General features: G+C 35.4%; 24 protein-coding genes, 1 pseudogene, 1 riboswitch and 1 other annotated feature. Of the genes and pseudogenes, 12 read left to right on the top strand and 13 right to left on the bottom strand.

Going from position 1 to position 26236, the window contains the following annotated elements; all coding sequences use genetic code 11:
* Window positions 1-379 precede the first annotated feature (379 nt).
* Complete coding sequence (locus tag AZF04_RS21405; RefSeq protein ID WP_169802529.1) at window positions 380-550, top strand: hypothetical protein; 171 nt, start codon at window positions 380-382, stop codon at window positions 548-550.
* 184 nt (window positions 551-734) lie between these two features.
* Here AZF04_RS21405 and AZF04_RS09275 read toward each other — a convergent pair whose 3' ends face one another.
* Entirely contained in the window at window positions 735-1622 is an 888-nt protein-coding gene (locus tag AZF04_RS09275; RefSeq protein ID WP_061948467.1) for an AraC family transcriptional regulator, read from the bottom strand.
* A gap of 118 nt (window positions 1623-1740) precedes the next feature.
* Here AZF04_RS09275 and AZF04_RS09270 point away from each other — a divergent pair, with 118 nt between their 5' ends.
* The 3 genes and pseudogenes from AZF04_RS09270 (at window position 1741) to AZF04_RS22040 (ending at window position 4939) form a co-directional block, all read left to right on the top strand.
* Window positions 1741-2937 carry an MFS transporter gene (locus AZF04_RS09270; RefSeq protein WP_268753415.1) on the top strand — a complete coding sequence of 399 codons (1197 nt, stop codon included), beginning with the start codon at window positions 1741-1743 and terminating at the stop codon, window positions 2935-2937.
* 516 nt (window positions 2938-3453) lie between these two features.
* A pseudogene (locus AZF04_RS20675) lies at window positions 3454-4806 on the top strand (IS3 family transposase).
* A 10-nt stretch (window positions 4807-4816) separates the two neighbouring features.
* Window positions 4817-4939, top strand: a complete 123-nt coding sequence (locus tag AZF04_RS22040; RefSeq protein WP_153017245.1) for an IS3 family transposase — start codon at window positions 4817-4819, stop codon at window positions 4937-4939.
* A gap of 428 nt (window positions 4940-5367) precedes the next feature.
* On the opposite strand, the gene AZF04_RS09255 is transcribed toward AZF04_RS22040, so the two are convergent.
* Window positions 5368-6006, bottom strand: coding sequence for an SDR family oxidoreductase (locus tag AZF04_RS09255; protein WP_061948466.1), 639 nt, complete (start codon window positions 6004-6006; stop codon window positions 5368-5370).
* 194 nt (window positions 6007-6200) lie between these two features.
* Between AZF04_RS09255 and AZF04_RS09250 the strand changes: the two genes are divergently transcribed.
* A complete protein-coding gene (locus tag AZF04_RS09250; RefSeq protein ID WP_061948465.1) occupies window positions 6201-7127 on the top strand; it encodes a translation initiation factor eIF-2B alpha/beta/delta subunit family protein in 927 nt (308 codons plus the stop codon).
* A 264-nt stretch (window positions 7128-7391) separates the two neighbouring features.
* Here AZF04_RS09250 and AZF04_RS09245 read toward each other — a convergent pair whose 3' ends face one another.
* Together AZF04_RS09245 and AZF04_RS09240 are read right to left on the bottom strand one after the other, a co-directional pair.
* Window positions 7392-7958 (bottom strand): DUF2179 domain-containing protein, encoded by a 567-nt coding sequence (locus AZF04_RS09245; protein ID WP_045488353.1) that lies wholly within the window; start codon window positions 7956-7958, stop codon window positions 7392-7394.
* Window positions 7959-8045: 87 nt separating this feature from the next.
* On the bottom strand, window positions 8046-8570 hold the full coding sequence (locus tag AZF04_RS09240) for a PTS sugar transporter subunit IIA (RefSeq protein ID WP_061948464.1): 525 nt from the start codon (window positions 8568-8570) through the stop codon (window positions 8046-8048).
* Window positions 8571-8833: 263 nt separating this feature from the next.
* Between AZF04_RS09240 and AZF04_RS20665 the strand changes: the two genes are divergently transcribed.
* Entirely contained in the window at window positions 8834-8920 is an 87-nt protein-coding gene (locus AZF04_RS20665) for a YjcZ family sporulation protein (RefSeq protein WP_081766753.1), read from the top strand.
* Between the two features lie 339 nt (window positions 8921-9259).
* Here the strand turns inward: AZF04_RS20665 and AZF04_RS09235 are convergent, their stop codons facing one another.
* On the bottom strand, window positions 9260-9547 hold the full coding sequence (locus AZF04_RS09235) for a holin (protein ID WP_061948463.1): 288 nt from the start codon (window positions 9545-9547) through the stop codon (window positions 9260-9262).
* Between the two features lie 153 nt (window positions 9548-9700).
* Window positions 9701-9802: riboswitch (purine riboswitch) on the top strand.
* Between the two features lie 91 nt (window positions 9803-9893).
* On the opposite strand from AZF04_RS09235, the gene AZF04_RS09230 reads away from it, so the two are divergent.
* Window positions 9894-10487 carry a xanthine phosphoribosyltransferase gene (locus AZF04_RS09230; RefSeq protein ID WP_061948462.1) on the top strand — a complete coding sequence of 198 codons (594 nt, stop codon included), beginning with the start codon at window positions 9894-9896 and terminating at the stop codon, window positions 10485-10487.
* Between the two features lie 48 nt (window positions 10488-10535).
* The gene (locus tag AZF04_RS09225) at window positions 10536-12065 is read left to right on the top strand and encodes a hypothetical protein (protein WP_061948461.1); all 1530 of its coding nucleotides are present in this window, start codon (window positions 10536-10538) and stop codon (window positions 12063-12065) included.
* Window positions 12066-12118: 53 nt separating this feature from the next.
* Here the strand turns inward: AZF04_RS09225 and AZF04_RS09220 are convergent, their stop codons facing one another.
* From AZF04_RS09220 to AZF04_RS09210, 3 genes are all read right to left on the bottom strand, one after another.
* Window positions 12119-12856, bottom strand: coding sequence for an SDR family NAD(P)-dependent oxidoreductase (locus AZF04_RS09220; protein WP_061948460.1), 738 nt, complete (start codon window positions 12854-12856; stop codon window positions 12119-12121).
* A 277-nt stretch (window positions 12857-13133) separates the two neighbouring features.
* Window positions 13134-14981 (bottom strand): asparagine synthase (glutamine-hydrolyzing), encoded by a 1848-nt coding sequence (gene asnB, locus AZF04_RS09215; RefSeq protein ID WP_045487087.1) that lies wholly within the window; start codon window positions 14979-14981, stop codon window positions 13134-13136.
* 502 nt (window positions 14982-15483) lie between these two features.
* Complete coding sequence (locus tag AZF04_RS09210) at window positions 15484-16266, bottom strand: SDR family NAD(P)-dependent oxidoreductase (protein ID WP_235599951.1); 783 nt, start codon at window positions 16264-16266, stop codon at window positions 15484-15486.
* 126 nt (window positions 16267-16392) lie between these two features.
* Window positions 16393-16606, top strand: a binding site (T-box leader).
* A gap of 59 nt (window positions 16607-16665) precedes the next feature.
* Here AZF04_RS09210 and proB point away from each other — a divergent pair.
* From proB to AZF04_RS09190, 4 genes are all read left to right on the top strand, one after another.
* Window positions 16666-17796, top strand: a complete 1131-nt coding sequence (gene proB, locus AZF04_RS09205; RefSeq protein WP_061948459.1) for a glutamate 5-kinase — start codon at window positions 16666-16668, stop codon at window positions 17794-17796.
* Window positions 17797-17859: 63 nt separating this feature from the next.
* A complete protein-coding gene (locus AZF04_RS09200) occupies window positions 17860-19107 on the top strand; it encodes a glutamate-5-semialdehyde dehydrogenase (RefSeq protein WP_061948458.1) in 1248 nt (415 codons plus the stop codon).
* A 9-nt stretch (window positions 19108-19116) separates the two neighbouring features.
* The gene (gene proC, locus AZF04_RS09195) at window positions 19117-19947 is read left to right on the top strand and encodes a pyrroline-5-carboxylate reductase (RefSeq protein ID WP_082795241.1); all 831 of its coding nucleotides are present in this window, start codon (window positions 19117-19119) and stop codon (window positions 19945-19947) included.
* A gap of 394 nt (window positions 19948-20341) precedes the next feature.
* Entirely contained in the window at window positions 20342-21172 is an 831-nt protein-coding gene (locus AZF04_RS09190; RefSeq protein WP_045487074.1) for an ion transporter, read from the top strand.
* A gap of 25 nt (window positions 21173-21197) precedes the next feature.
* Here the strand turns inward: AZF04_RS09190 and AZF04_RS09185 are convergent, their stop codons facing one another.
* From AZF04_RS09185 to cobA, 5 genes are all read right to left on the bottom strand, one after another.
* Complete coding sequence (locus AZF04_RS09185; protein WP_061948457.1) at window positions 21198-22571, bottom strand: aspartate kinase; 1374 nt, start codon at window positions 22569-22571, stop codon at window positions 21198-21200.
* A 266-nt stretch (window positions 22572-22837) separates the two neighbouring features.
* The gene (locus AZF04_RS09180) at window positions 22838-23134 is read right to left on the bottom strand and encodes a hypothetical protein (protein WP_052340192.1); all 297 of its coding nucleotides are present in this window, start codon (window positions 23132-23134) and stop codon (window positions 22838-22840) included.
* Between the two features lie 76 nt (window positions 23135-23210).
* Window positions 23211-23840: a precorrin-2 dehydrogenase/sirohydrochlorin ferrochelatase family protein gene (locus AZF04_RS09175; protein ID WP_061948456.1), complete on the bottom strand. Its 630-nt coding sequence runs from the start codon at window positions 23838-23840 to the stop codon at window positions 23211-23213.
* The gene (locus AZF04_RS09170) at window positions 23833-24618 is read right to left on the bottom strand and encodes a sirohydrochlorin chelatase (protein WP_061948455.1); all 786 of its coding nucleotides are present in this window, start codon (window positions 24616-24618) and stop codon (window positions 23833-23835) included. The genes AZF04_RS09175 and AZF04_RS09170 overlap by 8 nt, the downstream gene beginning before the upstream one ends.
* A 2-nt stretch (window positions 24619-24620) precedes the next feature.
* A complete protein-coding gene (cobA, locus tag AZF04_RS09165; protein ID WP_161485259.1) occupies window positions 24621-26093 on the bottom strand; it encodes a uroporphyrinogen-III C-methyltransferase in 1473 nt (490 codons plus the stop codon).
* Window positions 26094-26236 lie beyond the last annotated feature (143 nt).

Here is a 26236-nt window from a genome sequence, read left to right as displayed (position 1 = left end):
ATAACATTATTACTTCAATTTTCCTTCTACTTTAAAGTAAGTACAAACATTCACAACCTCTGTTATACCAGATAATAGCCCACTAATACAATAAGTTCCGCACGACCATTATATATAAATATTAAACCGATTTATACAGTTACACCTCGAATAATCATTCAAAATGATTAGATTTTATTCTTTCCAAATACATGTATTCTGAAAATCAATGAATGTCTGGAGGCTTTTAAAACTATTTTTATTTTACCTATTTATGAAACTCCTCTTTGTAATTCTCACCTCTAACCATCCTTTGATTTATAAAGAATTCATTAAGATGTGAATCACCCACTATAAATTAGATATTATATAAATAATTATTTGAGGGGAGGTAAAAGTAATGGCAAACGAAGAGTGTACAGTCACTCCTGAAAGACTAAAAGGGAAAACCGTATCTGACTTTACTGCTACAAAGGAAGCGGTAGTCATTAAATTTGAAGACCATACATATTTAGATGTATACCTCGATAAAACAACTCAAGAACTAAAAATATCTACCAATAAACTGTAGAGATTTTTTACTTGCAAGCAAACTCATTTCGGTTTGTAACCTTTTGTATTTGCACCTCTTCACACCTTTTATCTAAGGTTCTATTCGAACACTTAAAAACCTTGAAAAGATTGTTTCATCAACCTTTCAAGGTCTTTTTCTTTAATCAATACATCTCATAAATATACGAATTATAATGTCTCAATTATGATTTCATTTTCTTTACTTCCATTGGGGTATATCCAAATTGAACTTTAAATTTTTTTGAGAAGTAACTATTACTAGAAAAGCCAACTAATGAAGTGATTTCTCCTATTGAATAGTTATTTGATTTCAAATACTCGGCTGCTTTATTTAATCGATAATAAGTCAAATATTGATAAGGTGTCATTGCTATATAACTGTTAAATAGTTTACAGCATTCGCTTACACTCATATAGGCTCCTTTTGCCAGATCCTCTAATGAAAATTTATTTGGGTAGTTCTCATGTACATAGTTTAGAAGTAACTTCATTCTTTTATCCAGTTTACTTTCTTCGTTATTTTTAATCATATGTGTCTCGTTGTATTTGAAATAGATACATTCCCATAAACAAAACATTAATTTTGTAATCGTTAACTCATTGCTGTTAGCAAAACCATGTAATATCTGATTGATAAAGTTAAACAGTTGCGTATCTTGTTTTGAATCAAATGGAAGGCTTTTTAAACTCTTATTATTAATAAATGGTTCTAAATATTTAATAAAAACCGCAGAATCCCTTCCACCTAGTAAATCAGTATGAAAAACAATCGTATAAAAGACAGCGTTCGTATTATTGTAGGATTTCATACTATGCAATACTTTTGAATTGATTAATAGTGCTTCCCCGACTTTTAAGATGATACTGTTAGACCCGACTGTAATTTCAGCTTCTCCCTCAACCATTACTACGATTTCTAGTTCATTATGCCAATGATAATCTATCATTTCTAAATCATATTTTTTAATATCATCATAGTATAAGGCAATTGGAAAGGAGATCGACCCATGAAAAAGCATCTCTCGATTATTATGATCTTTAATAATTTTAGTGATTTTAGATATCTTCATTAATACTAAACTCTCCTACTTCATAATATAGTACAAAAAATAGCTATAATAATACTATTTATAATAACAAAACAACATTATAATTACAAAATGCACAAGTAATGTAGGAGGGTATAATTTGAGCAATCATACTATAATTAGTAAAAAAGAATTAATCTTAAGAAGAAATGCACTTTTTGCCGTGTTCCTCTTGCCTGGAATGACCTTTGCTTCTTGGGTTTCAAGAACTCCAGAAATAAGAGAAATACTTGATATTTCAACAGCAATGATGGGATGGATTATTTTTGGATTAGCTTTCGGCTCCATATTCGGCCTTTTAAGTGCAAATAGATTTATTCTCAAAACCGGAGGTAGGTTTGTTATTATATCGAGTATTATTTTTTTATCTATTGGGTTATCCATTATATCCATTGGGATTTTAATAGCAACTAGTACAATTGTTTTTTTAGGACTAGTTCTATTTGGGGTTGGTTACGGATTAGTAGAGGTAGCTACAAATGTAGAGGGTGCTAAGTTAGAAAAAATAGCTAAAAAGACTATTTTACCAGCCCTGCATGCATCATTTAGTGCAGGTACATTAGTTGGAGCAGGTTTAGGAGCTTTAGCTATATTCATTCAATTACCAATATATATTCATTTATCGTTTATAATTGTAATCATTCTTACGATTGTATGGAGCGCTTATCGTTTTATTCCTGAAGGAACAGGTAAATTTATTATCACGAATGAAAAAATAAAAACCCCATTAAAAGTGAATTTATGGAAGGAAAAAAGAACCTTATTGATTTGTTTAATTGTACTTGGAATGGCATTTGCTGAAGGCTCAGCAAATGATTGGCTACCGCTTGCTATTGTAGATGGTTTTCTAGTAGAACCAACAATTGGAACAGCTATTTATGCCATTTTTCTATCAGCTATGTTTTTAGGAAGAATAAGTGGAGGTTATTTCTTAGATAAATATGGCCGAGTCATCGTTTTGAGAATATTGGCCGGCCTTGCCATTATAGGATTAACATTGGTCATTTTATCAACGAACTTAGTTTTCGCCTCTATCGGAGTTGCTTTATGGGGGCTAGGTGCATCATTAGGTTTTCCTGTAAGCTTATCAGCTGCAAGCGATGATCCTAGAGGAGCAGTCGCTAGAGTAGGCTTTGTTTCAGTTGCAGGTTATTTAGCATTTTTAGTTGGACCACCAATTCTCGGTATTATTGGTGAACATATTGGCTTAATCAATGCTATGAGTATCGTATTAGTGTTAGTGATTATTGCAGGAATTGTTTCTCACTCTGCCAAGGAGCTTAAAATGACCGATTAATTTTCGGTCATTAGATTGGCAGTTAATACATAAAAACATGGAGCACAATCTTACATTTAATTAAAGCTGCTGGGAAATAACCGTTTTGTAAATTATCTCATGTAGAGAAACTTAGTATGATGAGTCATGGAACAATGAACCCGTCTCCTTAATGAGAAGGCGGGTTCTGTTGAAAGGGTAGATTCTTTATGGAAGATGAAACTAGCGGACACAAGGCACGGAGACTCCAGTGGGATGAAGTGACCATGCCGAAATCCACTTTTAAAAAAAGTTAGTTCGGCGTCACCCCACGGACTGAACTGCACCCCTATTGTTGGACAGTCATCTAAACAATAGGGGTGTTTGATTGTGAGAAAAAAGTTTACAAGTGTAGAAAAACATGAAGCGGTTAAACGTTATTTGAACTGCACCCCTATTGTTGGACAGTCATCTAAACAATAGGGGTGTTTGATTGTGAGAAAAAAGTTTACAAGTGTAGAAAAACATGAAGCGGTTAAACGTTATTTAACGAGTACGATGAGCTACCGTCAGTTAGCTAAACAAATAGGAATAGACTACTCTGCTCTTCGTTATTGGGTGAAGTTAGTCGAGTATCATGGAGATCAGGCCTTCGTTTTTCCCTATACAAAGTATTCGGTTGCCTTTAAACTAAAAGTCATACAGTTTATAGAGGAAAAAGGGTACTCCATTCGAGAGGCGTCTGCTTTGTTCCACATTCCTCTATACAAAGTATTCGGTTGCCTTTAAACTAAAAGTCATACAGTTTATAGAGGAAAAAGGGTACTCCATTCGAGAGGCGTCTGCTTTGTTCCACATTCCTCAATGTTCTACGGTGCGAAGGTGGAAAATCAAGTGGGAACGAGGCGGTGCGGCTGCCCTTAAACCAAAGGAGAAGGGGCTATTCACGATGACATCTCATAAAAAAAACAAAACCTCTAACGGCTCATTTGAGAGTATGGAGAAGGAATTAGAATACCTGCGGATGGAAAATGAATATCTAAAAAAGTTGAATGCCTTAGTTCAAAAAAAGGAAAATTCTCAAAAGAGGACCAAGTAGAAGTGATCATGGAGCTAAGGCATAAGTATTCAGTCAATCAATTAGTTAAGATRGCTGGATTGGCSCGCAGTTCTTTTTACCATCTTGTTCAAAAGATCCATAAACCTGACCCTGATAAGGGTTTAAAAAATCAAATCAAAGCGATTTATCATGCACACAAGGGWCGTTATGGTTATCGKCGTATCAAGGAAGCGCTTGTTCAACAAGGATTTCATGTGAACCATAAAAAAGTCTATCGTMTCATGAGGGAACTGGGTCTCCAATCTATCGTTCGAATAAAGAAATATAAATCGTACAAAGGAACTGTCGGAAAGAAAGCGCCCAATCTCTTAAACCGTCACTTTAAAGCAGATAAGCCYAATCAAAAATGGGTCACAGACATCACAGAATTCAACCTACTTGGGGAGAAATGGTACGTATCTCCTATTCTTGATTTGTATAATGGCGAAATCATCACCTATACGATCGGTTCYCGACCTTCTTTTTCTCTTGTATCAGAGATGTTAAAGACGGCTTTTGAACGATTAAAAGACGARGATGAGCTCGTTCTTCACTCGGATCAAGGATGGCACTATCAGATGAAGACGTATGGCCATGCTTTAAAGRAGCGCGGAATYACACAGAGTATGTCACGTAAAGGAAACTGTTACGATAATGCCGTCATTGAAAACTTCTTTGGGATTATGAAATCGGAATTCCTATATCTTACTGACTTTGAAAGCATTCATCATTTTAAACAGGAACTAAAAGAATACATGGATTACTATAATAACCAACGTATTAAGACCAAACTAAAAGGCAAGAGTCCTTGACTTTGAAAGCATTCATCATTTTAAACAGGAACTAAAAGAATACATGGATTACTATAATAACCAACGTATTAAGACCAAACTAAAAGGCAAGAGTCCYATACAGTACCGAACTCTTGCCCAACAGTTTTCTTAAACATAAGCTGTCTAACTTTTGGGGTTCACTTCAGTCCGGTGGGTGGCGCCGAACTAACTTTTTTAAAAGTGGATTTCGGCATGGCCACTTCCTCCCACTGGAGTCTCCGTGCCTTGTGTCCGCTAGCTTACGTCTTCCATAGGGAATCTACCCATTCAAAAAAAAACCTCCTTTTTTCAAGAAGGAGGTTTCATTTTTCGTTATTTATGTTTGCTTTCATTACACATCATTTCAAGTTTCGCTTTATGAGTTGATTTAAAAACAGGTTATGTCTTAGTCTAAGATTATAAGTAAATTTTGACCATGCCACTTTTTCAGTCAAAATGTAACAGGACCTTCCTTCATTTCATCGACGGAAGATCCTGTTTAATAGTTACATGGTTACTAATCTGTTATTTTATGTCAAAGCGAACCCAGCACTTAATGCTTTATATTTGCTCTATTGCTGTATTTATATCAACATCACCATTTAATATTTCAAATGTTTTTTGATACGTATTTTCTTTTTCTAAAACCGCAACAAGAACCGAAGCGACATCTGCTCGAGTAATGGTGTTATCTCTTACTTCTATTTCTTCCTCAAGCTTAATCTGATGAGTCGGTTTATCATTCGTTAAAGAACCCGGCCTTACAATCGTATAATCTAGATCCGTTTGTTTTAAGTAATCATCGGCTAATTTTTTTGCCACTAAATAGTGACGAATTTGATCACTTTTATCAGGGTCCACTGTGCCCATAGAGCTTAGCATGACAAATCGTTTTATAGAATGAGCGACCGTTTGGTCAATGACCTTCATTGCTCCCCATAAATCAATTAGAATGGTTTTATCAGCTCCTGTTTTACCACCTGATCCTGCGGCAAAAATTACTCCATCTACATCCACAAAAGCGTGTGTGATATCTTCTTCTAAATCGGCTATCACGATTTCATCCGCACCTTGCTTCTTTAACAAATCTGATTGCTTTTCATTTCTAATCATCGCTTTTACTTGATGTCCTTGAGCTTTTAGTTCTTTTATTGTTTCTTTAGCTACTTGACCATTTGCACCAACAACTAATATGTTCATTTTGTACTCACTCCTTTGCTCTTTATTTTTTCCCGTCTTCAATGTAGCTTAAACATTCAATCATTCATTTAACCTATTATCAGAATAATGTGTTAAAGTAATATATAGATATCATGATCTACATATGTAATCATATAATCAATATTATGATTCATGTCTCATACATGAGTTAATTCGTTTGTTGGAGGAACGCTATGAGTTTAGAAACAGTAGTTTGGCAAAAAGATCATCTAACGATTTTAAATCATCAACAACTTCCAAATAAAATATCCTTTGAAAACCTTTTTAATATTGAGCAGGTTTGGCAAAGTATCAATTTCTTGAAAGTGGCTGGAGATGAGGATATTTGCTTAGTTGCTGGTTATGGTCTAGCTTTATGGGCTCATTCCAAACATTCCAATCAATTACCTTTATTTTTAGATGAATTTGAGCAACAAAGCCTCTATTTAGCCACTAGTATGAATTCTCTATCATTTCATCAATTTTTAAAACGATTGGTTGCTTCCGTCCAAAAAGCAACGAATGTAAAAGAGGCCAAAGAGATTGCTTTATCTGAAGTTTACTTACAACAGAAGAATTGGGATCTGATGTGGGAAAATTTAGGACTGCACACTGTCCAATTATTTAAAAATGAACAAAACATCCTTTTTATAAACGCGACAAACCGTTCTCCTAACCCCGTTTTGTCGATTGTCCATCAAGCTAAACAAAAGGGTATTTCATTACACCCCTATTTTCTAGGCGAGCATGACGAAAACCTTACATTGATTAAAGTAAAACTAAAAAATCTTCAACTAACGACAAGCTGGATTAAGCAAAACCACTTACACTCCAATATTATAAGTGCTGTTCTTCTTTGTTTTAATGCTTTAGATCATGACCTTCAACCTTTATTTCCAGAAGGAAGTTATGATTTAGCGAAACTAGCCTACGAGAATGAAATTCCCATATACGTTATCGCACCAACAGCTCCTTCTCGTTATTACAAGGATTCTGTTTATATGCACGAATATGTCCCCTTTGATTATATCGATGGATTCATAACGGACGCAGGTTTAGGCGATTACAATCACTTTATCTCTCACTATAAAGAAATACAGCAGGGATTAATACTTTATTAACCCTTGCTGTAAAGAACTCACTCTATTTAAAAGTGGATTTCAGCATGGCCACTTCTTCCCACTGAAGTCTCCGTGTTTTGTGTCCGCTAGCCTACGCTTTTAATAGGGAATTTACCCGTTAAAAAACCCTCCTTTTTGCAAAAAAAGGAGGGTTCTATCGTTATTTTGTATTTATCCAATACAATTCATATTAAATTTCGCAATAGGATCTTCTTTAAAAGCAACTTTTGTCTCTGCCTCTTTTTTCACCGTTCTTATAAATTCTTACTTATTATCTTTATTTTGACTATTTTTTTTATTAATAAACTTTTCTCGCCTATTTTTCATCGCTTTTGTTATATATCCACCTTTAAAATTCCTTGGCTCAAAGGATACAATAAATGCATTAGGTTCGTATGTACTAACGATTTTAATGAATTCCTTCTCTCGATCCCTTCTTGCTGTACAATCCAATAAATATCGAACCGAATTCATCCCTTGAACCTCCGAAGTAGATACACTAAATCCTACTTCTCTTAAACGATGAACAAGCTCATCATTACGATTCATGATATTGACCTCTAACGATACATATCCAATCGCTAGCTTCTCCTCAATCATAGCACCAATGTATAAACCAATACCAAAACCTAAAGCATACGCAATCATATTGAGGTAATTAGAAAGATCGCTAAATACAAGTCCTAATGCAACAACATAAACGGCTCCCTCTAAAACCCCTATCGTAGCAGCCTTTTGTTTCATCCCTTTTACCATCATGATCGTACGTACTGTCAGTATAGGAACATATAATAGCTGGGCAAAAAAGATAATAAGAGCGGATAAGACCATAGAAACTACCTCCTACCTTATGAATGAATGATTTATATAAAAAAAGGTGTTGCATGAACAACACCTTTTATCCTTATTTCCACAAAATCACTTAACAGCTTGTATGATGACTGTTTCTCCAGCTTTTAAAGTCGTTTCTTCAAGTTTTTCAATAGAGGATAGTTCATCTTGATTCGTTAACACAACAGGTGTTATTGTACTTTCTGCTTTTTCTCCAATTAAAGCTAGATCAAAATCTAACAGTACATCCCCGACAGACACTTTATCACCCTCAGATACGTGAGCGACAAATCCTTCTCCTTTCATGTTGACAGTTTCTAAGCCTACATGAATGAGAACTTCTACACCCTCGTTAGATTTTAAGCCTATAGCATGCTTGGTTGGGAACACTTGAACAATTTCACCATTAATAGGAGAAAGAACCTGCCCTTCTTCTGGCTTAATTGCAAATCCATCGCCCATCATTTTTTGTGAAAATGTTGGATCAGGAACCTCTTCTATATTCATATAAGTACCACTAATCGGTGCATATATTTTTACAGTTTTCGTTGCAGATTGTACCGTTTCATCTTTACTTTTATTTTTATCTAAGCCTAACCATTTCTTTAACAAATTTAACACCTCTTACCATTTTAATTAAGTAGTTTCTTGCATCATTATAATGCTCAAGCTTCATCATAACGTAAGAATTAATAGAAGCGCAAATATAAAAAATGCAATTACATTCTTTATCCGCTTTCATAACTACTTATATAGGTTTTTCCCATTTTAAAAATTCATAAACACGATTTTACAAGTAATTGTTACAATCGCCCAATCCAAATTAGGAATATAACCATATTGTATAAAGAAAAGTTAGAAAGGAGCTGAAAAGAATGAGTTACGGATTCCAAGGTGGCTTTGCTTTTATCGTCGTATTATTCATTCTTTTAGTAATCGTAGGTTCTGCCTACGTCTACTAAATAAAGAAAGAAGCCAGTTTTCTAGATAAACTGGCTTTTTATTATGATGAGAGCTTCAATAACTCGTTATTTTTTTAATAAAGGTATAATACCTTGCTCCTTATACCCCAAACAACCAAATAAAAATACCGATTAACATGAACCAAATCGGAAAGCTTAACAGACTGCCCCATAAAAGTCCTACAAAAGTACCTTTAGCGATTTCCATATTGTTCACTCCTCTGTATTACTGGTTTTCTTTTTTAGTGTAACCGATCATTTTCAAGCTACTGTGAAAGTCATGTAAAGATTATATTTACTTTATTTTAAAGAGTAGAGAAATTCTTGCATTAAATACGTTCATTTTTTTATATCATGGTCGTTTCGTTTATCTCTCGTTTTCCCCCTACGCTCATTTCCTAGTTCAAACAAACCAGTAGCCGATAAACCGGCGATTCCTCCTGCCCACAAACGTAATACTAACTCCAAATCTGTAAAAGGATAGGCTAAAGCACCAATTATTAACCCAATAATGAATGCCATTAGTGGAATATAATTTTTTGATACATTAACCGTTGATTTGACCAACTCTACTAATGCTAAAATGATTGGACTTAATACTGTTGCAAATATCAAAACCGTCTCCATTATAATTGACCTCCTAAAGAGCTAGTCTTATCCCTTTATCTATATAGAACATTTACAATGTTGGAATATTCATATTTATTATTTAATTTCATTCTATTAAAAAAAAGCTTTAAATATTCGCCTTTTTCCTCTATACTTACGACTATAAACGTTTGTTATAACATTTTAAAAGCTCATATAATAGCAAGAATAAGGCTTGCGAGTTTCTACCAAACTACCGTAAATAGTTTGACTATGGGTGAATAAAAATTGGTTCTTTTTTCTGTACTTAAAAAAGCCATTTATTCACTATTATTGTGAATAAATGGCTTTTTTTAATGGAAATAAACGAAGGAGGTTATGCTGTGTGGAGTTATTAAAACAAGCAATCAGAGAAAAAGGAAAGGTTCTTTCAAGTGATGTATTGAAAGTAGATTATTTTTTGAATCATCAAATTGATACTCAGTTAATGATTGAAATCGGTCGCGAATTCGCGGAGCTATATAAAAACGATGGAGTAACAAAGGTATTAACCATTGAATCTTCAGGGATTGCCCCAAGCTTAATGGCTGCTCACACATTAGAAGCACCATTAATTTTCGCTAGAAAGAAAAAATCTTTAACCATGAATAACGATGTGTATGTGAGCCAAGTGTACTCTTTTACGAAACGTGAAACAAATGATATTACAGTCTCTAAAGATTTTATAAAAGAAGGAGACCGTGTCTTAATTATTGATGACTTCTTAGCAAATGGACAAGCAGCAAAAGGTTTAATTGACATTGTAAACCAAGCCAAAGCAGAAGTAGCAGGCTTTGGGATTGTTATTGAAAAATCGTTTCAGGATGGCCGTATAAAACTTGAAGAAGACGGCTATAGAGTTGAATCTTTAGCAAGAATTCATGCTTTAAAAAATGGTCAAGTATATTTTACGGATGAATTATCAAAAGCCAAATCATAAATAGAACATACATCCATGGTTTCATTGGGGGATGAAGAGGAGAGAATCATGACAACAGAAAGAGTTATTTATCCATGGTATAAAAAAGAGGATACTGATGCCTTTTTCGCTTTATTGCAAAATAATTTAGCTAACTTCGTATTAATTGCCGTTACAATGCTAGGAATGGGCTTTCCTGCCAGTATAGTTTTTGGAAAAGTGATTCCTGGTGCGGCAGTGGCCGTAATTGTTGGAAATTTATATTACGCTTATAGCGCTAATCGATTAGCTAAAAAAGAAAATCGAACAGATGTGACAGCTTTATCTTACGGGATTAGTACCCCTGTTATGTTTGTTTTTTTATTCGGGATTTTAGGACCTGCTCTTGCACTAACTGGTGACCATGAGCTAGCCTGGAAAATTGGTGTGGCTGCAGCTTTAATTAGTGGTCTTATTGAAGTAGCTGTTTCCTTTACTGGAAATTGGGTTCGTAAAAATTTACCTCGTGCTGCTTTATTAGGAGCATTAGCAGGTGTAGCTTTAACTTTCGTCGCTGGTGAAATGCTTTTTCATACGTTTTCATTACCAGTTGTTGGACTTGTATCACTGGCTATCATTATCGTAGGAATTATCGGAAAAATTGCCATGCCTTTCAAAATTCCAACTTCCTTATTTGCCATTATTATCGGTACTATTTTAGCATTCGTATTAGGTTATCAATCTTTCTCAGATATTTCTGACGCTTTTGGTCACATTGGATTCTATCCATTTTTACCAACTTTTTCTTTCTTTGAAGGCTACACCTATTTATTTGGAGCTTTAGTTGGATTATTTGCTGTCCTTATCCCTATTTCATTATATAATGCGGTTGAAACGATGAACAATGTAGATGCGATGTCAGCTGAAGGAGATTCTTATGACGTACGTGAGTGCCAAGCTGTTGATGGTATGGGAACTGTTATTGGTGCATTTTTCGGTGGTTTATTTCCAACTACTGTCTATATCGCTACTGTTGGTTCTAAAAAGATGGGTGCTGGTCGAGGATACAGTATTCTAAATGCAGTTGTTTTTGCCCTCTTAGCCCTTACAGGAGCTATTGCTATATTGTCAGCTCTAATCCCAATGGCTGCTATTGCACCTATTCTTGTATTTGTCGGAATTTCTATGGTTTCCACAAGCTTTTCTTCTAATGAAAAGAAATATTATCCTGCTGTTGCGATTGCGATGCTTCCTTATTTAGCTAATTATATGATGACCCGATTTAATAATGCCGCACCTGAAGTCGTTGCGAATATTTCTGAGGGGATTGTTCCATTAGGAAACGGAGCTATGTTTACTGCTATTATAATTGGTTCCATTACGGTATGTATCATCGATCGTGATTTCATTAGAGCTAGTATATTCACGTTAATTGGTGCGGGCTTATCTTTTATTGGACTGATGCACGCCCCATCACTAGCAATTAATGCATCACCGGACTTTACATTAGGATATATGATTATAGCCGTCTTCTTTGTTTACTTGTATTTTGCTAATAAAAATCAAACTAAACTTGAACACTCTGAGCTACAATCAAGCTCTACAAAAAGAAGTGCTTAGACTAAAGACAAAAAAGCAGTTAATCTAGATATCTAGGTTAACTGCTTTTTATCTTAATGCTCATAAATCATTTTTTTGGTCATTCCTCCATCAATAATCAGATTCTCTCCATTGATAAATCGATTTTCTTCATCTGTTAAAAATAAACATGCGCTAGCTATATCACTTGGTCTTCCGACACGGTTAGAAAAATGCTGTTTATGATCCATTTCTCGTACATCTTCTGTTCCTGTATGAATCCATCCTGGACTAATCGAATTAATGGTAATCTGGTATTTTTGAAGAGATGCTGCTAGTGCATGTGTAAAAGCAATTACCCCACCCTTTGAAGCTGCATATGCTTCACTTTCAGGTTCTGACATAAATGCACGAGTAGAGCTAATATTTACGATACTCCCTCTCCCGTTTTTCTTCATAACCTTCAAAACTTCTCTTGTACATAAAAACATGCTGGATAAATTCGTTTGAATCACTCTATTCCACTCTTCATATGTAAGTTCTTCGATAGATTGAAAGGTACTAATTCCAGCATTATTTATTAGAACATCAATGGTATGTTCCTCTTTTATAATTTGTTCAATCGTTTGAATTACTTCCCTTTCCTTACTTACATCACATACATATCCTTTTACATGTAATCCCTCGTTCTGAAGAATGTTAACTTGTTTTGCAAGCTCAGACTTCTGATAATCGAGTGCACAAACCGTATATCCATTTTCAGCAAAAAATTCTGCAATTTTAAGACCAATCCCACTCGCTGCTCCAGTAACCACTACTATTTTTGAAGGCATTTTATCGTCTCCTTTTTTGCTTTTTTTCTATTATAACGGAAATAGATTCTTTACACTTATAAAAAGATGATAAAAAGAATTGAGGTTGGGACAATACATCACGAATAAATGATTTCACCATTTTAGGTCCACGCCTGTTCGCTCCTAGCTTACGCCATTCAAAGTAACCCTCCTTTTCACTGTAAGGAGGGTTTATGGTTCGTTCTTGATGTTTGCATCAAATTATGCAAAAGAATTTTCTTTCAAAGCAACTTCTGTCTCATCCTCAACGCTTTGTTCAATCTTTTATTTTAATGTTGTACGAGTTTAACCAATAATCCATTTGGATGAAATGAGCTAGTAATTGTGGTCCTGCCATTAATTGACCAAAAAACGGCTTACCTGCTGGTAATCCACCTGATTCTGCAATTTCTTGGAGTTTTTCTTTCTTAATGAATTCAAACAGAGGTGAATCTTTCTTTTTTAATATATTTTGCATTCTTACGGTAACAGCATTCGTATAGAGAGGATGGTGGGTTTTTGGAAAAGGACTCTTTTTTCGATACAGTACATCATCCGGCAAAATACCTTCTAGCGCTTTTCGCAAAATTCCTTTTTCTCTTCCATTTAATTGTTTCATTTGCCAAGGGATATTCCAAACATATTCGACTAGACGATGGTCTGAAAAAGGCACACGCACTTCCAAACTCGCCCCCATACTCATCCGGTCTTTTCGATCAAGTAAATTGGTCATAAACCAAGTCATATTTAGGTATGAAATTTCTCTTCTCCTCGCTTCTTCAGGAGAATCTTTATAAAATTTTGGTGTTTCTTTAATGGTATCCTTATAACTTTGATAAGCATAATCCTTTAAATCTAATTTCTTTTTCCATTCCGCGTTTAATAACGATTCTCTTTCCTCAATAGAGCGCATCCAAGGGAAGAAATCTAAGTCCATCAAATCCTTTCGATGAAACCAAGGATAACCTCCAAAAATCTCATCAGCACATTCCCCTGACAACCCTACCGTTACATCTTTTTTAATTTCTTTACAGAACCATAATAAAGACGAATCGATATCAGCCATTCCAGGTAAGTCACGCACCGTTACGGCTTCATCTAATAGATCCGCTAATTCATTAATCGAAATAATGGCATTATAGTGATTTGTTTTTAATGCTTGCGATACCTTCTTTATCCAAGGCCCATCTGCATTAGGCTGAAAATCATTAGCTTTAAAGTATTTATCATTTTCATCATAATCAATCGAATAGCTTCTAACCGATCCCTTACCTTCGTTCTCATAAATGTTAGCCGCTAAAGCAGTTAGCGCACTTGAATCGACTCCTCCCGATAAAAACATACCAACAGGAACATCAGCAAATAGCTGCCTCTTTACAATATCTTTTAATAAATCCTGAATATAAAGTGCCGTTTCATCCGTCGAATGTGTATGCTCTCTTCCCTTTAGAGACCAATAGCGACTAATTTTTGCTCCATTTCTATCATAAATTAACATATGAGCGGGACGTAATTCGTTTACATCTTTAAATACACCATGACCAGGTGTTCTAGATGGTCCTAATGCTAAAACCTCAGCCAAACCATCTCTTTCTACGATAGGTTCGATATCCCGATGAGCTAATAATGCTTTTATTTCAGAGGCAAATAATATTCGTCCCTGTGAAACCGTATAAAAGAGAGGCTTCACTCCTAATCGGTCTCTTGCCATGAACAAACATTGATCTTCCTCATTCCATATAGCAAAGGCAAAAATACCATTTAATCTTTCTAAGCATTGATAACCCCATTCAATATAAGATTTTAAAAGCACCTCTGTATCAGAATGCCCTGAAAATTGATGTCCTTTTTTTAATAGCTCTTTTCTAATATCCTCCGTATTATATAATTCTCCATTATAAACAATCGTGTATGTTTTATTATGAACCTCTCTGACCATTGGCTGTTTACCGCCTTCTGGGTCAACAACGACTAACCTTGCATGACCAAAACCAACATGCTTTCTTAACCATATATTTTCTTCGTCTGGCCCTCTTTTCTTTAGTGTTTTGACCATCTTCTCTAACTGCGGTTTCTCTTGTCTCATATCTAGTTTCCAATCAACCCATCCAGTGATTCCACACATTTAACCAGCCCCTTTTGGGAAAATTTCCGTTTTTTTCGCTCTCTACCCCTGTAAATGGGCTCCCTCTTCCTTATCATATTCACACAAATACTCATTAGTGCTGTTTTCAAAAAAAATGGACTGAGTAAAGGAGTCTATCAGTGTTTGGACTTAAGAACTTTGCTAATTTCATTACTTGAATGAATTTCATCATTTCTATCTTTTAATAAAAAATGAGCGATTAAGTTTTTGATTTTCACTTTAGGTAGATGCTTTCCCAAGGGCTTGTTTTCAGCTAACTCCGACTACGCAGAGCGTCGTCAGAGTGGATCTTCAAACGGCGCTCATCCTTTGGGAGTCACTACCTTCCGTTACAATCAACGAGTGAATTTGCAAACATTCAGTTCATTTTTATCATAGATATTCGGTTTCGTTCACTTATAAAGCAATGATGTAATAGACTCACTTAAAAAAAACTTATCAAAAAAAGCCTCTTTAAAATTAACAGAGGCTTTTTCAATGATTATTTTTTATTAAATTGCTTAGAAGCTATTTTCTCAATAACCCCAGGCATTAAATGATAAATTTTTGCACCAAAATTCATCCACCAAGGAAGGTTCAACTCCCTTTTGGAGGAGCCAATCGTTTTAATAATTTTTTGAGCGACAATCTCTGGTTTCAGCATTATTTTTTCCATGTTAGTGACGTAAGTCCCTGATTTATCTGCGACATTGAAAAAGGGGGTACGTATCGGACCTGGATTTACGACGGTCATTTGAATGGGAGTATCAGCAAGTTCCAGTCGAAGGGCATTTGAAAATCCTAAAATGGCATGCTTGGTTGCACCATATACACTTGACTTAGGCGTTGCAAGCTTCCCTGCTTGTGAGGCAATTTGAATAATCTGACCTCTTTGATTTTTAAGCATATGCGGCAGAATTTCCTTAATTAATGTAATGCTACCAAGTACATTAACATCGAACATCTCCCGAATCTCTTCACTTTTACTATCAAGGATATGGTCGAATATCCCTATACCAGCGTTATTAATTAGTACATCTACAATGATTCCTTTATTAAAAAGCGTTTTAACTGCTTGCTTAATACTATCTTCATTACTCATTTCAATCATTTGGGTCATTAAATTTCCTTTTTTTAAAGTAGCATCATCTTGTAATTGCAGCAATTTCTTTTCATTACGTGCTAGAACAATGACGGTTGCTCCTTGCTCTAGTAGCTGTCTTGTCATTTCTAACCCAATGCCACTCGTTCCACCTGTAATCCAGATTGTTTTATTCTTTACCAAATCATTCAACACCTTTATGATAACTTTTTCCACTACTTCAGAAAGTAATTTCGATCTTGACGTCGTTTATTCATCACTATATACTATAATAAATTATCTTAACGTTACATGTATACATTTCAATATACCATAGTGTTGAAAGGGATTAGTAAATGATGTATAAGTCTTAGAGAGAGGATTCATCGGCTGAAAGATCCTTGACCTCTGTACAAGTTGAACCTGCCCTCGAGCTTATTAGTTACTGCAAACTAATCGTTACCCTCGTTACGGGTTTGAGTGGACATGGTGATACATGTCAAACAAGGTGGTACCGCGGAAAGTATGCTCTTCCGTCCTTTTATATAGGATGGGAGAGCTTTTTTTACGTGATTTTAGTTTAGTGAAGAGAGGATTTTCAATATGAGACGTCAACGAATCGTCGTCAAAATTGGCAGTAGCTCGCTAACCAATCCAAACGGACAGCTTAGTATGGATAAATTAACGGAGCATGTTCAAGCAATATCGGAGCTAAAAAAGAAAGGGCATGAAGTTATTTTAATTTCTTCCGGTGCAGTTGCTGCAGGCTTTTCAGCACTCGGTTATCCTATAAAGCCAACTTCAATCTCCGGAAAACAAGCTGCTGCTGCGGTCGGCCAAGGGCTATTAATGAGAGGTTATTTAGAGCAATTTCAAAAAGAGAACCTCATCCCAGCTCAAATGCTTCTTACTAGAGATGATTTTTCTAATCGACATCGCTTTAATAATGCCTACTCTACTATTAGTGAATTACTAAAAAAAGGTGCGATCCCTATTATTAATGAAAATGATACAACATCGATTCAGGAGTTGACTTTTGGAGATAATGATATGCTATCGGCCTTAGTAAGTGGTTTTGTACACGCCCACATTCTTTGTATTTTGACAGATGTGAATGGTTTATATGATGAAAATCCTCTAAAAAATCCACAAGCCAAGAGATATACTTACTTGCAGGAAATTAAGCCTGAATTACTGGCGGTTGCAGACGAAAAAGGCTCAAAAGTTGGTACTGGCGGAATGAAATCCAAAATTAGTGCTGCTCATACTGCGCTATCCTTAGGAGTTAATATTTTCATCGGAAAAGGCACTGGCGTGACGAAACTACTCGATATTATGGAAGGGAAAGGTGATGGGACCTATATAGGCTCCTTTCAATCAGAGGCTTCGATGCCTACGAATAAGCAATGGATCGCTCTTCACTCTACATCAGCGGGCTCCATTATCATCGACCGTGGTGCTGAGCACGCTTTGCTTTTTTTAGGCAAGAGTTTACTGCCTGCCGGAATTAAATCAGTAGAAGGTTCATTTTCCAGTCAAGATGTCATTAATGTATATAATGAATCTGGATATTTACTCGGTAAAGGAACAACCAATTATCATTCCAATGAAATTGAGCAAGTGAAGGGACATTCTAGCTCTGTCGTCAAAACAACGTTACAAAAACAAAAAACCGAAGTCATACATCGAAACAATTGGGTTGCTTTACCAAAGCCCTTTATCTATGAACCATAATTAAAAATGACTGGTACTAAAAGTACTCTTTTTTAACATAATCTTATATAAGGAGTGAATGATATGACTGAACTAATAAAAAAGGCTAAACAAGCGAAGCAATTAACCACTATTCTTTCACAAAAAACAGAGAAGCAAAAAAATGAAGCACTCTTTCAAATGGCTCAGCAATTATTAGCTGAAACGGATTTTATTATGACAGAAAATAAGAAAGATTTGGATAACGGGAAAGAAAATGGTCTTTCTGATGGCTTATTAGACAGACTAACTCTAAATGAACCTAGAATTTATGATATGGCAGAAGGTTTAAAGCAAGTAGCTTCTCTTCCAAATCCAATTGGGCAAGAAATCGATACTTTCACACGCCCTAATGGACTAAATATTAGAAAAGTTCGTGTTCCACTAGGTGTGATTGGAATGATTTATGAAGCCCGCCCTAACGTGACCGTTGACGCTTCAAGCTTATGCTTAAAAGCAGGAAATGCTGTTTTATTACGTGGTAGCTCTTCAGCGATTCACTCCAATAAAGCAATTATAGAGGTACTTCATAGAGCATTAGAAAAGACGAGCATTCCTAAAGAATCTCTTCAACTAATAGAAGACACTAGTCGTGAAACCGTGACAAAATTATTTACATTAAATGAATATGTCGATGTATTAATACCACGTGGAGGTGCTGGATTAATACAATCAGTTGTTAAAAATGCTACCATTCCAGTGTTAGAAACCGGTGTAGGAAATTGTCATGTTTATATCGATGAAACAGCTAAACTAGACATGGCCCTTTCAATTAGTATCAATAGTAAAACTCAGCGTCCTTCTGTTTGTAATGCAGCAGAAACCATATTAGTTCACGAAAAATGGGCAGACTCACACCTTTCAACACTCATTAACGCTTTAGAAGAAAAAAACGTCTTAATTTTCGGTGAAGACGATTTGATAAACTCGTTCCCTTCCGTTCAAAAAGCAACAGAGGAGGATTGGGCAAATGAATATTTAGATTTAAAGGTTGCCTTAAAAGTAGTACCATCAGTCGATGAGGCGATTTCTCATATCGCAAAATACGGTACTTATCATTCTGAAGCAATTATTAGTGAAACCCCTTTTAATGTTGAACGTTTTCTTAATACTGTCGATGCAGCGAGCGTGTACCATAATGCTTCTACAAGATTTACAGATGGCTTTGAATTTGGTTTTGGTGCAGAAATAGGAATAAGCACACAAAAGCTACATGCAAGAGGTCCAATGGGGTTAGAAGCACTTACTTCAACTAAATACTTGGTTGAAGGAACAGGTCAAATTAAAGAGTAGGTGTAAAAATTGTCCAAAAACATTACATTTTTAGGTGCAGGCTCAATGGCAGAAGCGATTATTTCAGGTTTACTAAAAACTCAGACCGTTTCCCCTCTTAATATAACGGCTACAAACTTAGAAAACACTGAGAGATTAGAAAGCTTAAAGAAACGATACCAAATAAAAACGACGCATAGCCGTATAGAAGCGATAAAAGAAGCAGATGTTATTATATTTGCAATGAAGCCTTATGGAATTAAGGAATGTATTAAAGAAATCAAGCCTTACTGTAATAAGGAAGCTTTATTTATTTCCATCCTAGCTGGAATTCCTACTTCTTATATTGAGGATTTGCTTGAATTTAACGCTGCCGTGATTCGAACTATGCCTAATACTTCTGCTTCAATCGGACTATCAGCCACATCAATGAGTAAAGGTGCCTATGCAAATCATAAACAAATGGAATATGCAAAGGAATTATTCGAAGCAATTGGCTCCGTATTATTTATCGAAGAAGAAAAGCAAAATGCAGCAACAGGAATTGCCGGTAGTGGGCCTGCTTACTTTTACTATTTCATTGAAGCGATGTATATAGCCGCTGAGGAAGCGAACCTTACAAAAAATGAAGCAGATTCGTTAATTAAGCAAATGATTATAGGGGTTGGAAAAAAATTAGAATCAACGAACAAAAGTCCCCAAGAGCTTTACCAAGAAATTATGAGTCCAAAAGGAACGACAGAAGCTGGTTTTAAAATTTTAGAGGAAGAACAATTACAACAGCATTTTATAAAAGCAATTAAACGAGCGATACAACGCTCAGTGGAACTAGGCTCCGTTTACAGTCATAAAATCGAATAAAAAATAGTTTTTCACGGTAGTGGGACCATAAGCTTGAATGAAGAACTCCACAGTTGGTCGATAACGGGCTGTTCACTTCCTCAAGACACTATGCCCGGTGAGGTGCTACCAAACGCACTTTTTAAAAAATGGATTTCGGCTTGACCACCTTATCCCATTGAGTCTCCGTGACTTGTGCTATGTTTACAAATTTCAAAGTGGTTCTTCCATTTTAACAGGCCCCTTCTTACCAAAAGGAGGAAGGGCCTGTTTGTTATCTTTGTATGAACTCATTATATACCATCTCTACATGAGTTCATTTTGTTTAAGCCGCTTTATTATTACTCTCTCAAAAAAGTATAACCATGATATAATGGAAAAGGTTCAATGACAGGAAAGGGCGATAATAGAATCAATGAATAATCATTTTAAACTTATAACTTTCTGCCAAAAAATCGTAAATCATCGTTATTTTACGGTATCGATTATATTACTTATACTCGTTAATGCTGTTTTAGTTGGTTTAGAAACCTATCCTGATTTACGGAAAGAATACGGTTCTTTTTTTCATTTAGTCGATAGTATTCTACTATGGATTTTCACCTTTGAAATTTTAGCTAGATTCCTAGCAACCGTTCCTCATCGCAACTTTTTTAAGGGTGGATGGAATTGGTTTGATTTATTAATTATTTTAGCAAGTCACCTCTTAACAGGTGGTCATTTTATTACGGTTTTACGTATTCTCAGAGTGTTGAGAGTCTTAAGAGCAATATCAGTCATCCCATCATTAAGAAGATTAGTAGATGCTTTAATGCTTACGATTCCCGCACTTGGGAACATCCTTATTCTAATGAGTATCATCTTCTATATATTTGCCGTACTAGGAACGATGCTTTTCCATGAAGTGGCTCCCCATTACTTTGAGAATTTACAAAGTTCAATGCTGACACTATTTCAGATTGTCACGTTAGATTCTTGGGGCAGTGGAGTTATGAGACCCATTATGGATTCTCTTCCATGGGCATGGATTTATTTTATTTCCTTTGTTTTAGTAGGAACATTCGTTATATTTAACTTATTTATCGGGGTTATTGTTAATAATGTAGAAAAGGCTAATGAACTTGAGGAACCTCCAGAAGAAAAGCTCGACAAAACGGAACAGCAGCTAGTCGCAGTCCGGGAAGAGCTTGCTGAAATTAAACATTATTTAAAAAATCTAGAAAATGAAAAAAATAGTGCAAAGTAGCCATTTAGGCTACTTTGCACTATTATTATGAAACCGTTTCTTCTTTGACTCCACCAAAAAACTCTTCGTACAAAGCCTTAACACTTGCACTTGCATCCTCTTGGTGAACAGCTAACCCTAAGCTAACCTCTGAAGATCCTTGATTAATCATTTCAATATTCACATTGGCTTTACTTAATGCAGCTGTCGCTCTAGCAGATAACCCAATGGTATTATGCATTCCTTCTCCAACAATCATAATCATAGCAAAACCATGCTCAAAATAAACATCATCAACCTCTAACTCACTTTTAATTCTCTCTACAATTCGTTTCTCTTTTTCTTCATTTAATTGCTCTTCCCGCAAAATGACAGAAGTATCATCAATTCCAGATGGAATATGCTCGTAAGAAATGCCTTCGTCCTCTAAGATTTGCAATAATCTTCTCCCAAACCCTACTTCTCTATTCATCAAATATTTTCTTACATAAATCGTGGCAAACCCTTCATCGGCTGCTATTCCAATTACGGGATTTAAAAAGTATTCCCTCTCGGATATAATCATTGTGCCCGAAGAAGATGGATTATTTGTGTTCTTTACACAAACGGGAATCTTATTCTTAAATGCTGGGATTAATGCTTCATCATGAAATACAGAAAAACCAGCATATGATAACTCACGCATCTCTCTATACGTCATTTTCTTTATTTTTACAGGATTATGAACCACCGTAGGATTGGCAGCAAAGACTGAATCTACATCGGTAAAATTTTCATATAAATCAGCCTGAACCGCTGCAGCTAAAATAGAGCCCGTTATATCGGATCCCCCACGTGGAAACGTCACTAATACCCCTTCTTTTGAGTATCCAAAAAATCCTGGAAAAACCACAATCTTTTTATGATCCTTTAAATGACTTAAACGTATGTAAGACTCTTCAAGCACTTGTGCATTACCAGGCTCATCACTAACATATAACCCCGCTTCCTTTGGGTCTATATATTCCGCCTCTAAATCAATGCTCTGAAAATAAGCGGCGATAAGCTTTGCATTATTATCCTCACCACTTGCTTTTAAAAGATCTAAAAAGATTCTAGAATCTTCTTTAGATGAAGCCATTCTTGCTTTTAAATCCTCTTCAATAATTCGGACGATTTTCTCACTAAGATTTAACTCCTCAGCAATAGATTGATATCTTTTCACAACATGGACTAGTTCTTTTTCACCTGATTCTCCATTTAAACAAGCATCTGCTAATTTTATTAAAAGGTCAGTCACTTTCGTATCGTTTTCGTCTCTTTTACCCGGAGCCGAAACGACCACAACTTTTCTCTCTTGATCTTGCTTAATAATGGCTGCTACTTTCTTTATTTGCTCAGCATTTGCAACTGAACTCCCTCCAAATTTTGCAACTTTCATGATTCTCTCCAGCTCCTATTATTTAACTATTAAATTATTAGAACATTCTTACTATATCATAGATTAATTCCTTTCGCAAAAGGGGTTACACGCTTCCTCCCCTCCTATTAATATCTCTTCTCGCTTCATAACTGATGAGCTAAGGCAGAGATAATATATGGCTCTATCTCACCTATGTTTATAGGTAAACTTCAAGAGCTTTTGTAATATCAATAAAAAAGCTGACCCTTAACGAGTATTCTCATACCGTTATGAATCAGCTTTTTTTATGAAAACCAAACTAAAAAAAGTGGCTTTTTCTCAAATGGTAGCTCTGATTCTGTACATGAAGATTCTGGTACAAAATCATATTCTATAGCATCCTTCAAAATCATTTCATCAATATTATTTGTAAACCCTGCTTCATCAAAGCAAGCTGGAGCACTATATTCACCTAGTGTATTATCAATAATCACACGGTTATTAGGGTTAGATTCTGCAATGAGTGGCACCGTAAATCCAACAATTAAAAATATAATAATCCCAATTGTTCCGAATATACTTGCAAATTTTACTTTATCCATTGTCTTTAAGCCTACTTTCTTTTTATCTTCCAATAGTAGTTTAATATGAGTCGAATATTAAAGCAATGGTTTTCACTTAGTGTTTTGCTTGAAGAGAAAGAAGCAATTTGTGTACATTTTCGCTCCGATTTTCGCTTTCCAAAAATTCTTTTGTACAAATCTCATTTAAACATTCCCATTTTAAGTTCTCTGAAAGAGTAGATTCTTTTATCATATTACGTGCTTTTTCCAAGAATGCTAGATCAGAATCATATTTCCTTAAAGGTAATCGCTCTTCTATATCATTCTTCAATATTTTGGCATAGATCGGACTAGCACCATGAGTGGTCCAAGCTACAGTGAAATGTTTTTCTTCGATTTTATTCATAAAACCAATATCACTTAAGGAATAATCATCGGCACGATATATAATCGAAACATGTTGATTATTCAATTGAAGTAAATGATGCAAAGAGTGATTATTGGTCACTAAGCATAAAATATCGCATTGGAATGATTCCGTACTTGAAACTTCTCTTTGCTGCCATTGTATATTTCCTTGATTCCACCAGTGATTCAGTCTCTCTGTTAGAGAAGGTGAAATAACCAAAACAGAGGAACCAGCATTCATAAAACGCTTTACTTGCCTTTCCGCTATTTTCCCACCGCCTACTATCATCACCTTTTTATTTTTCACCTTTAAACTTACATGAATCAAGCTATTCATCTCTTTCTCCATATAGTACTTCTTCAACTCTTTCTTTTAAAATCTCAATTAATTGGTCATCAAAGCCTAAGTACTTAGATAATAATAGCTCTTTACTCGTTAACATCTGTTTTTCTTTTCTTATTTGCTCTAAGCTTTTCATTAATATCCCAGTAAATAATAAATAAGGTAAGAGAATCACCTGATCCACAGGTTCTTTTAATAATCGCTCTAGTCCCTGGTCAACAGTAGGAGTGGTAGCTGCTAGGTAAGCACATTCTACATGCTGAATAGGTGTATATTCCCATAGCAGTCTAGCTATTTTAAATAAGTCACTATTCGCATCAGGGTCGCTACTTCCTCGACCAATTAATAAAACGGCTACAGATTGTCTTTCATTTTCACTTGATTTTCCATCTGTTGCTTCCTCTTTCAAACCAGTAGCTATTAATCTTTGCTTTAACACATCAACAATTAACTTTTCGACTCCAAAAGGACGTCCATATTTAAATTTTATGGAAGGGTATAACTCCCTCGCTTTTGAAATTTCCTTTGGAATATCTTCCTTTGCATGTCCCGCCGTTAATAATAAAATAGGCATGACAGCAATGACAGTAGCTCCTTGATCGACACAATTCTTTATCCCTTCTAAAATAGAGGGTTGTTCTAGCTCAATAAAACAGGTGTGCTGAATTGGAATATTCGGAAATCTTTTTTTACAATGAGTTACGAAGTTTCTTAATTGTTCATTTCCTTCTTGCACACGGCTACCATGTCCCACATAAAGGATTGCTTCCACATTTACCCCTTCCCTTCTATCGTCAACAGCCTATCTATTAGCTGATGTTTATCTTTTAATGTAGCATTTACTTTTGCAGCTTTAAACTGATAAGCTCTTGCAATGTTGGCAATTTCTTCACTATAACATATAATCTCTGTACATTTTGAAACATCTTCAACAGAAAAAGAGGCTTCCTTCAAAGCATCTACAAAAACCTTAATGGCTTTAATATTAGGGAAAACAATGGTTTCAATTCTTTCTTCATCCCATAATCGACGAAACGTTTGAATCGATTGTGGCACTATTTCCTGATATCCTAACGAAACATAATCCGCATTACTCCATTTCTCTTGCCATTTTTGTCGATCGTAAATAGCATCTCCAATAACAAGGGACTGTTCAGTTGGTTCCCAATGTCTAATCTTTTGACTTTGACAGCCATATTTTTGTAGTTGTCTTTTTGAAAGCTCGCTCAAACAAAGGAATTTCGCCTTAATAAACCTTATATCTATTTGCTCTTTTCGAATTTTTTCAAAAAAAGCATCTATTATCGTTGGAGACAGAAATAATATTTCTTCATAATCAGACCATAAAGGTGTTTTTGAATGAACCTCGTTCCAGTTCCATCTTGGAAATTCGAACACATCAGCACCCAAATCCGTTAAAGCTTGTGCCGTTTCACTGTGCTCACTCGACGTTTTTACAAAAAGAATGTGTCGACCAAATAAAGGCTGCTTTTCAAACCAACTCTTATTTTTTCTTAATTGATTTACGTCTCCTACTAATGTAATTGCAGGATTTTGTATATGATGTAGCTTAGCTTTTTCTGTAATATTCTCTAATGTACCCGTGACCACTTTCTGCTTTCCTAGTGTCCCCCATTGAATAATAGAAACAGGTGTCGAGCTTTTTTTTCCATTTAATAATAGTTGATTTGAAATATAGGACAAATTACTAACACCCATATAAAAAGCGATCGTATCGATTCCCTTAGCTAAAGAATGCCAATCAACTGTCGGCTTTCCATCCTCTGTTTTATTATGACCTGTCACAACAGCGAACGAGCCTCCATGTTGACGATGGGTCACTGATATTCCAGCATAGGTAGCTGCTGCAATCCCGGCAGTAATTCCAGGAATGACTTCATATGGTATATTCTCCGTCTCTAATGCTTCTATTTCTTCTGCTACTCTGCCGAAAACACTTGGATCTCCACCCTTTAATCGGACAACAATTTTATTTTCTTTACCGAATTGAACTAATTTTTCATTGATCGCTTCCTGCCTTAATATATGTCTATCAGGTAATTTTCCACAATACACGAGCTCAGCATCGACTTTGCTGCTCTCTAAAAGAAGTGGATTGACTAATCGATCATACAAGATGACGTCGGCAATCTGCAAAACCTCTAGTGCTTTTATAGTGAGTAAGCGTTTATCACCTGGACCTGCTCCTACCAGATAAACCTTACCTTTTTTTACTTCTTCTCCCAAATTGAACACCATCCATTTTTAGTCGCATTGAGTTTTAAAAACCGACTAATTTTATATGTTTTATAAAGTATAATATAAAAGCTCATCTACTATCAATAAGAGTTTGAATGTTTATCATTTTAGCATATATTGTAAATACTCGA

Source organism: Alkalihalobacillus trypoxylicola (assembly GCF_001590785.1).
GTDB lineage: Bacteria > Bacillota > Bacilli > Bacillales > Bacillaceae_D > Alkalihalobacillus > Alkalihalobacillus trypoxylicola.
Note: the sequence above shows the minus strand (reverse complement) of the source record. Positions and strands in the feature narration are given on the sequence as shown.

Coding starts and splice junctions, on each gene's coding strand:
- AZF04_RS21405 (WP_169802529.1), top strand. CDS start 380: ATGGCAAACGAAGAGTGTACAGTCACTCCTGAAAGACTAAAAGGGAAA.
- AZF04_RS09275 (WP_061948467.1), bottom strand. CDS start 1,622: ATGAAGATATCTAAAATCACTAAAATTATTAAAGATCATAATAATCGA.
- AZF04_RS09255 (WP_061948466.1), bottom strand. CDS start 6,006: ATGAACATATTAGTTGTTGGTGCAAATGGTCAAGTAGCTAAAGAAACA.
- AZF04_RS09250 (WP_061948465.1), top strand. CDS start 6,201: ATGAGTTTAGAAACAGTAGTTTGGCAAAAAGATCATCTAACGATTTTA.
- AZF04_RS09245 (WP_045488353.1), bottom strand. CDS start 7,958: ATGGTCTTATCCGCTCTTATTATCTTTTTTGCCCAGCTATTATATGTT.
- AZF04_RS20665 (WP_081766753.1), top strand. CDS start 8,834: ATGAGTTACGGATTCCAAGGTGGCTTTGCTTTTATCGTCGTATTATTC.
- AZF04_RS09235 (WP_061948463.1), bottom strand. CDS start 9,547: ATGGAGACGGTTTTGATATTTGCAACAGTATTAAGTCCAATCATTTTA.
- AZF04_RS09225 (WP_061948461.1), top strand. CDS start 10,536: ATGACAACAGAAAGAGTTATTTATCCATGGTATAAAAAAGAGGATACT.
- AZF04_RS09220 (WP_061948460.1), bottom strand. CDS start 12,856: ATGCCTTCAAAAATAGTAGTGGTTACTGGAGCAGCGAGTGGGATTGGT.
- asnB (WP_045487087.1), bottom strand. CDS start 14,981: ATGTGTGGAATCACTGGATGGGTTGATTGGAAACTAGATATGAGACAA.
- proB (WP_061948459.1), top strand. CDS start 16,666: ATGAGACGTCAACGAATCGTCGTCAAAATTGGCAGTAGCTCGCTAACC.
- AZF04_RS09200 (WP_061948458.1), top strand. CDS start 17,860: ATGACTGAACTAATAAAAAAGGCTAAACAAGCGAAGCAATTAACCACT.
- AZF04_RS09190 (WP_045487074.1), top strand. CDS start 20,342: ATGAATAATCATTTTAAACTTATAACTTTCTGCCAAAAAATCGTAAAT.
- AZF04_RS09185 (WP_061948457.1), bottom strand. CDS start 22,571: ATGAAAGTTGCAAAATTTGGAGGGAGTTCAGTTGCAAATGCTGAGCAA.
- AZF04_RS09180 (WP_052340192.1), bottom strand. CDS start 23,134: ATGGATAAAGTAAAATTTGCAAGTATATTCGGAACAATTGGGATTATT.
- AZF04_RS09175 (WP_061948456.1), bottom strand. CDS start 23,840: ATGAATAGCTTGATTCATGTAAGTTTAAAGGTGAAAAATAAAAAGGTG.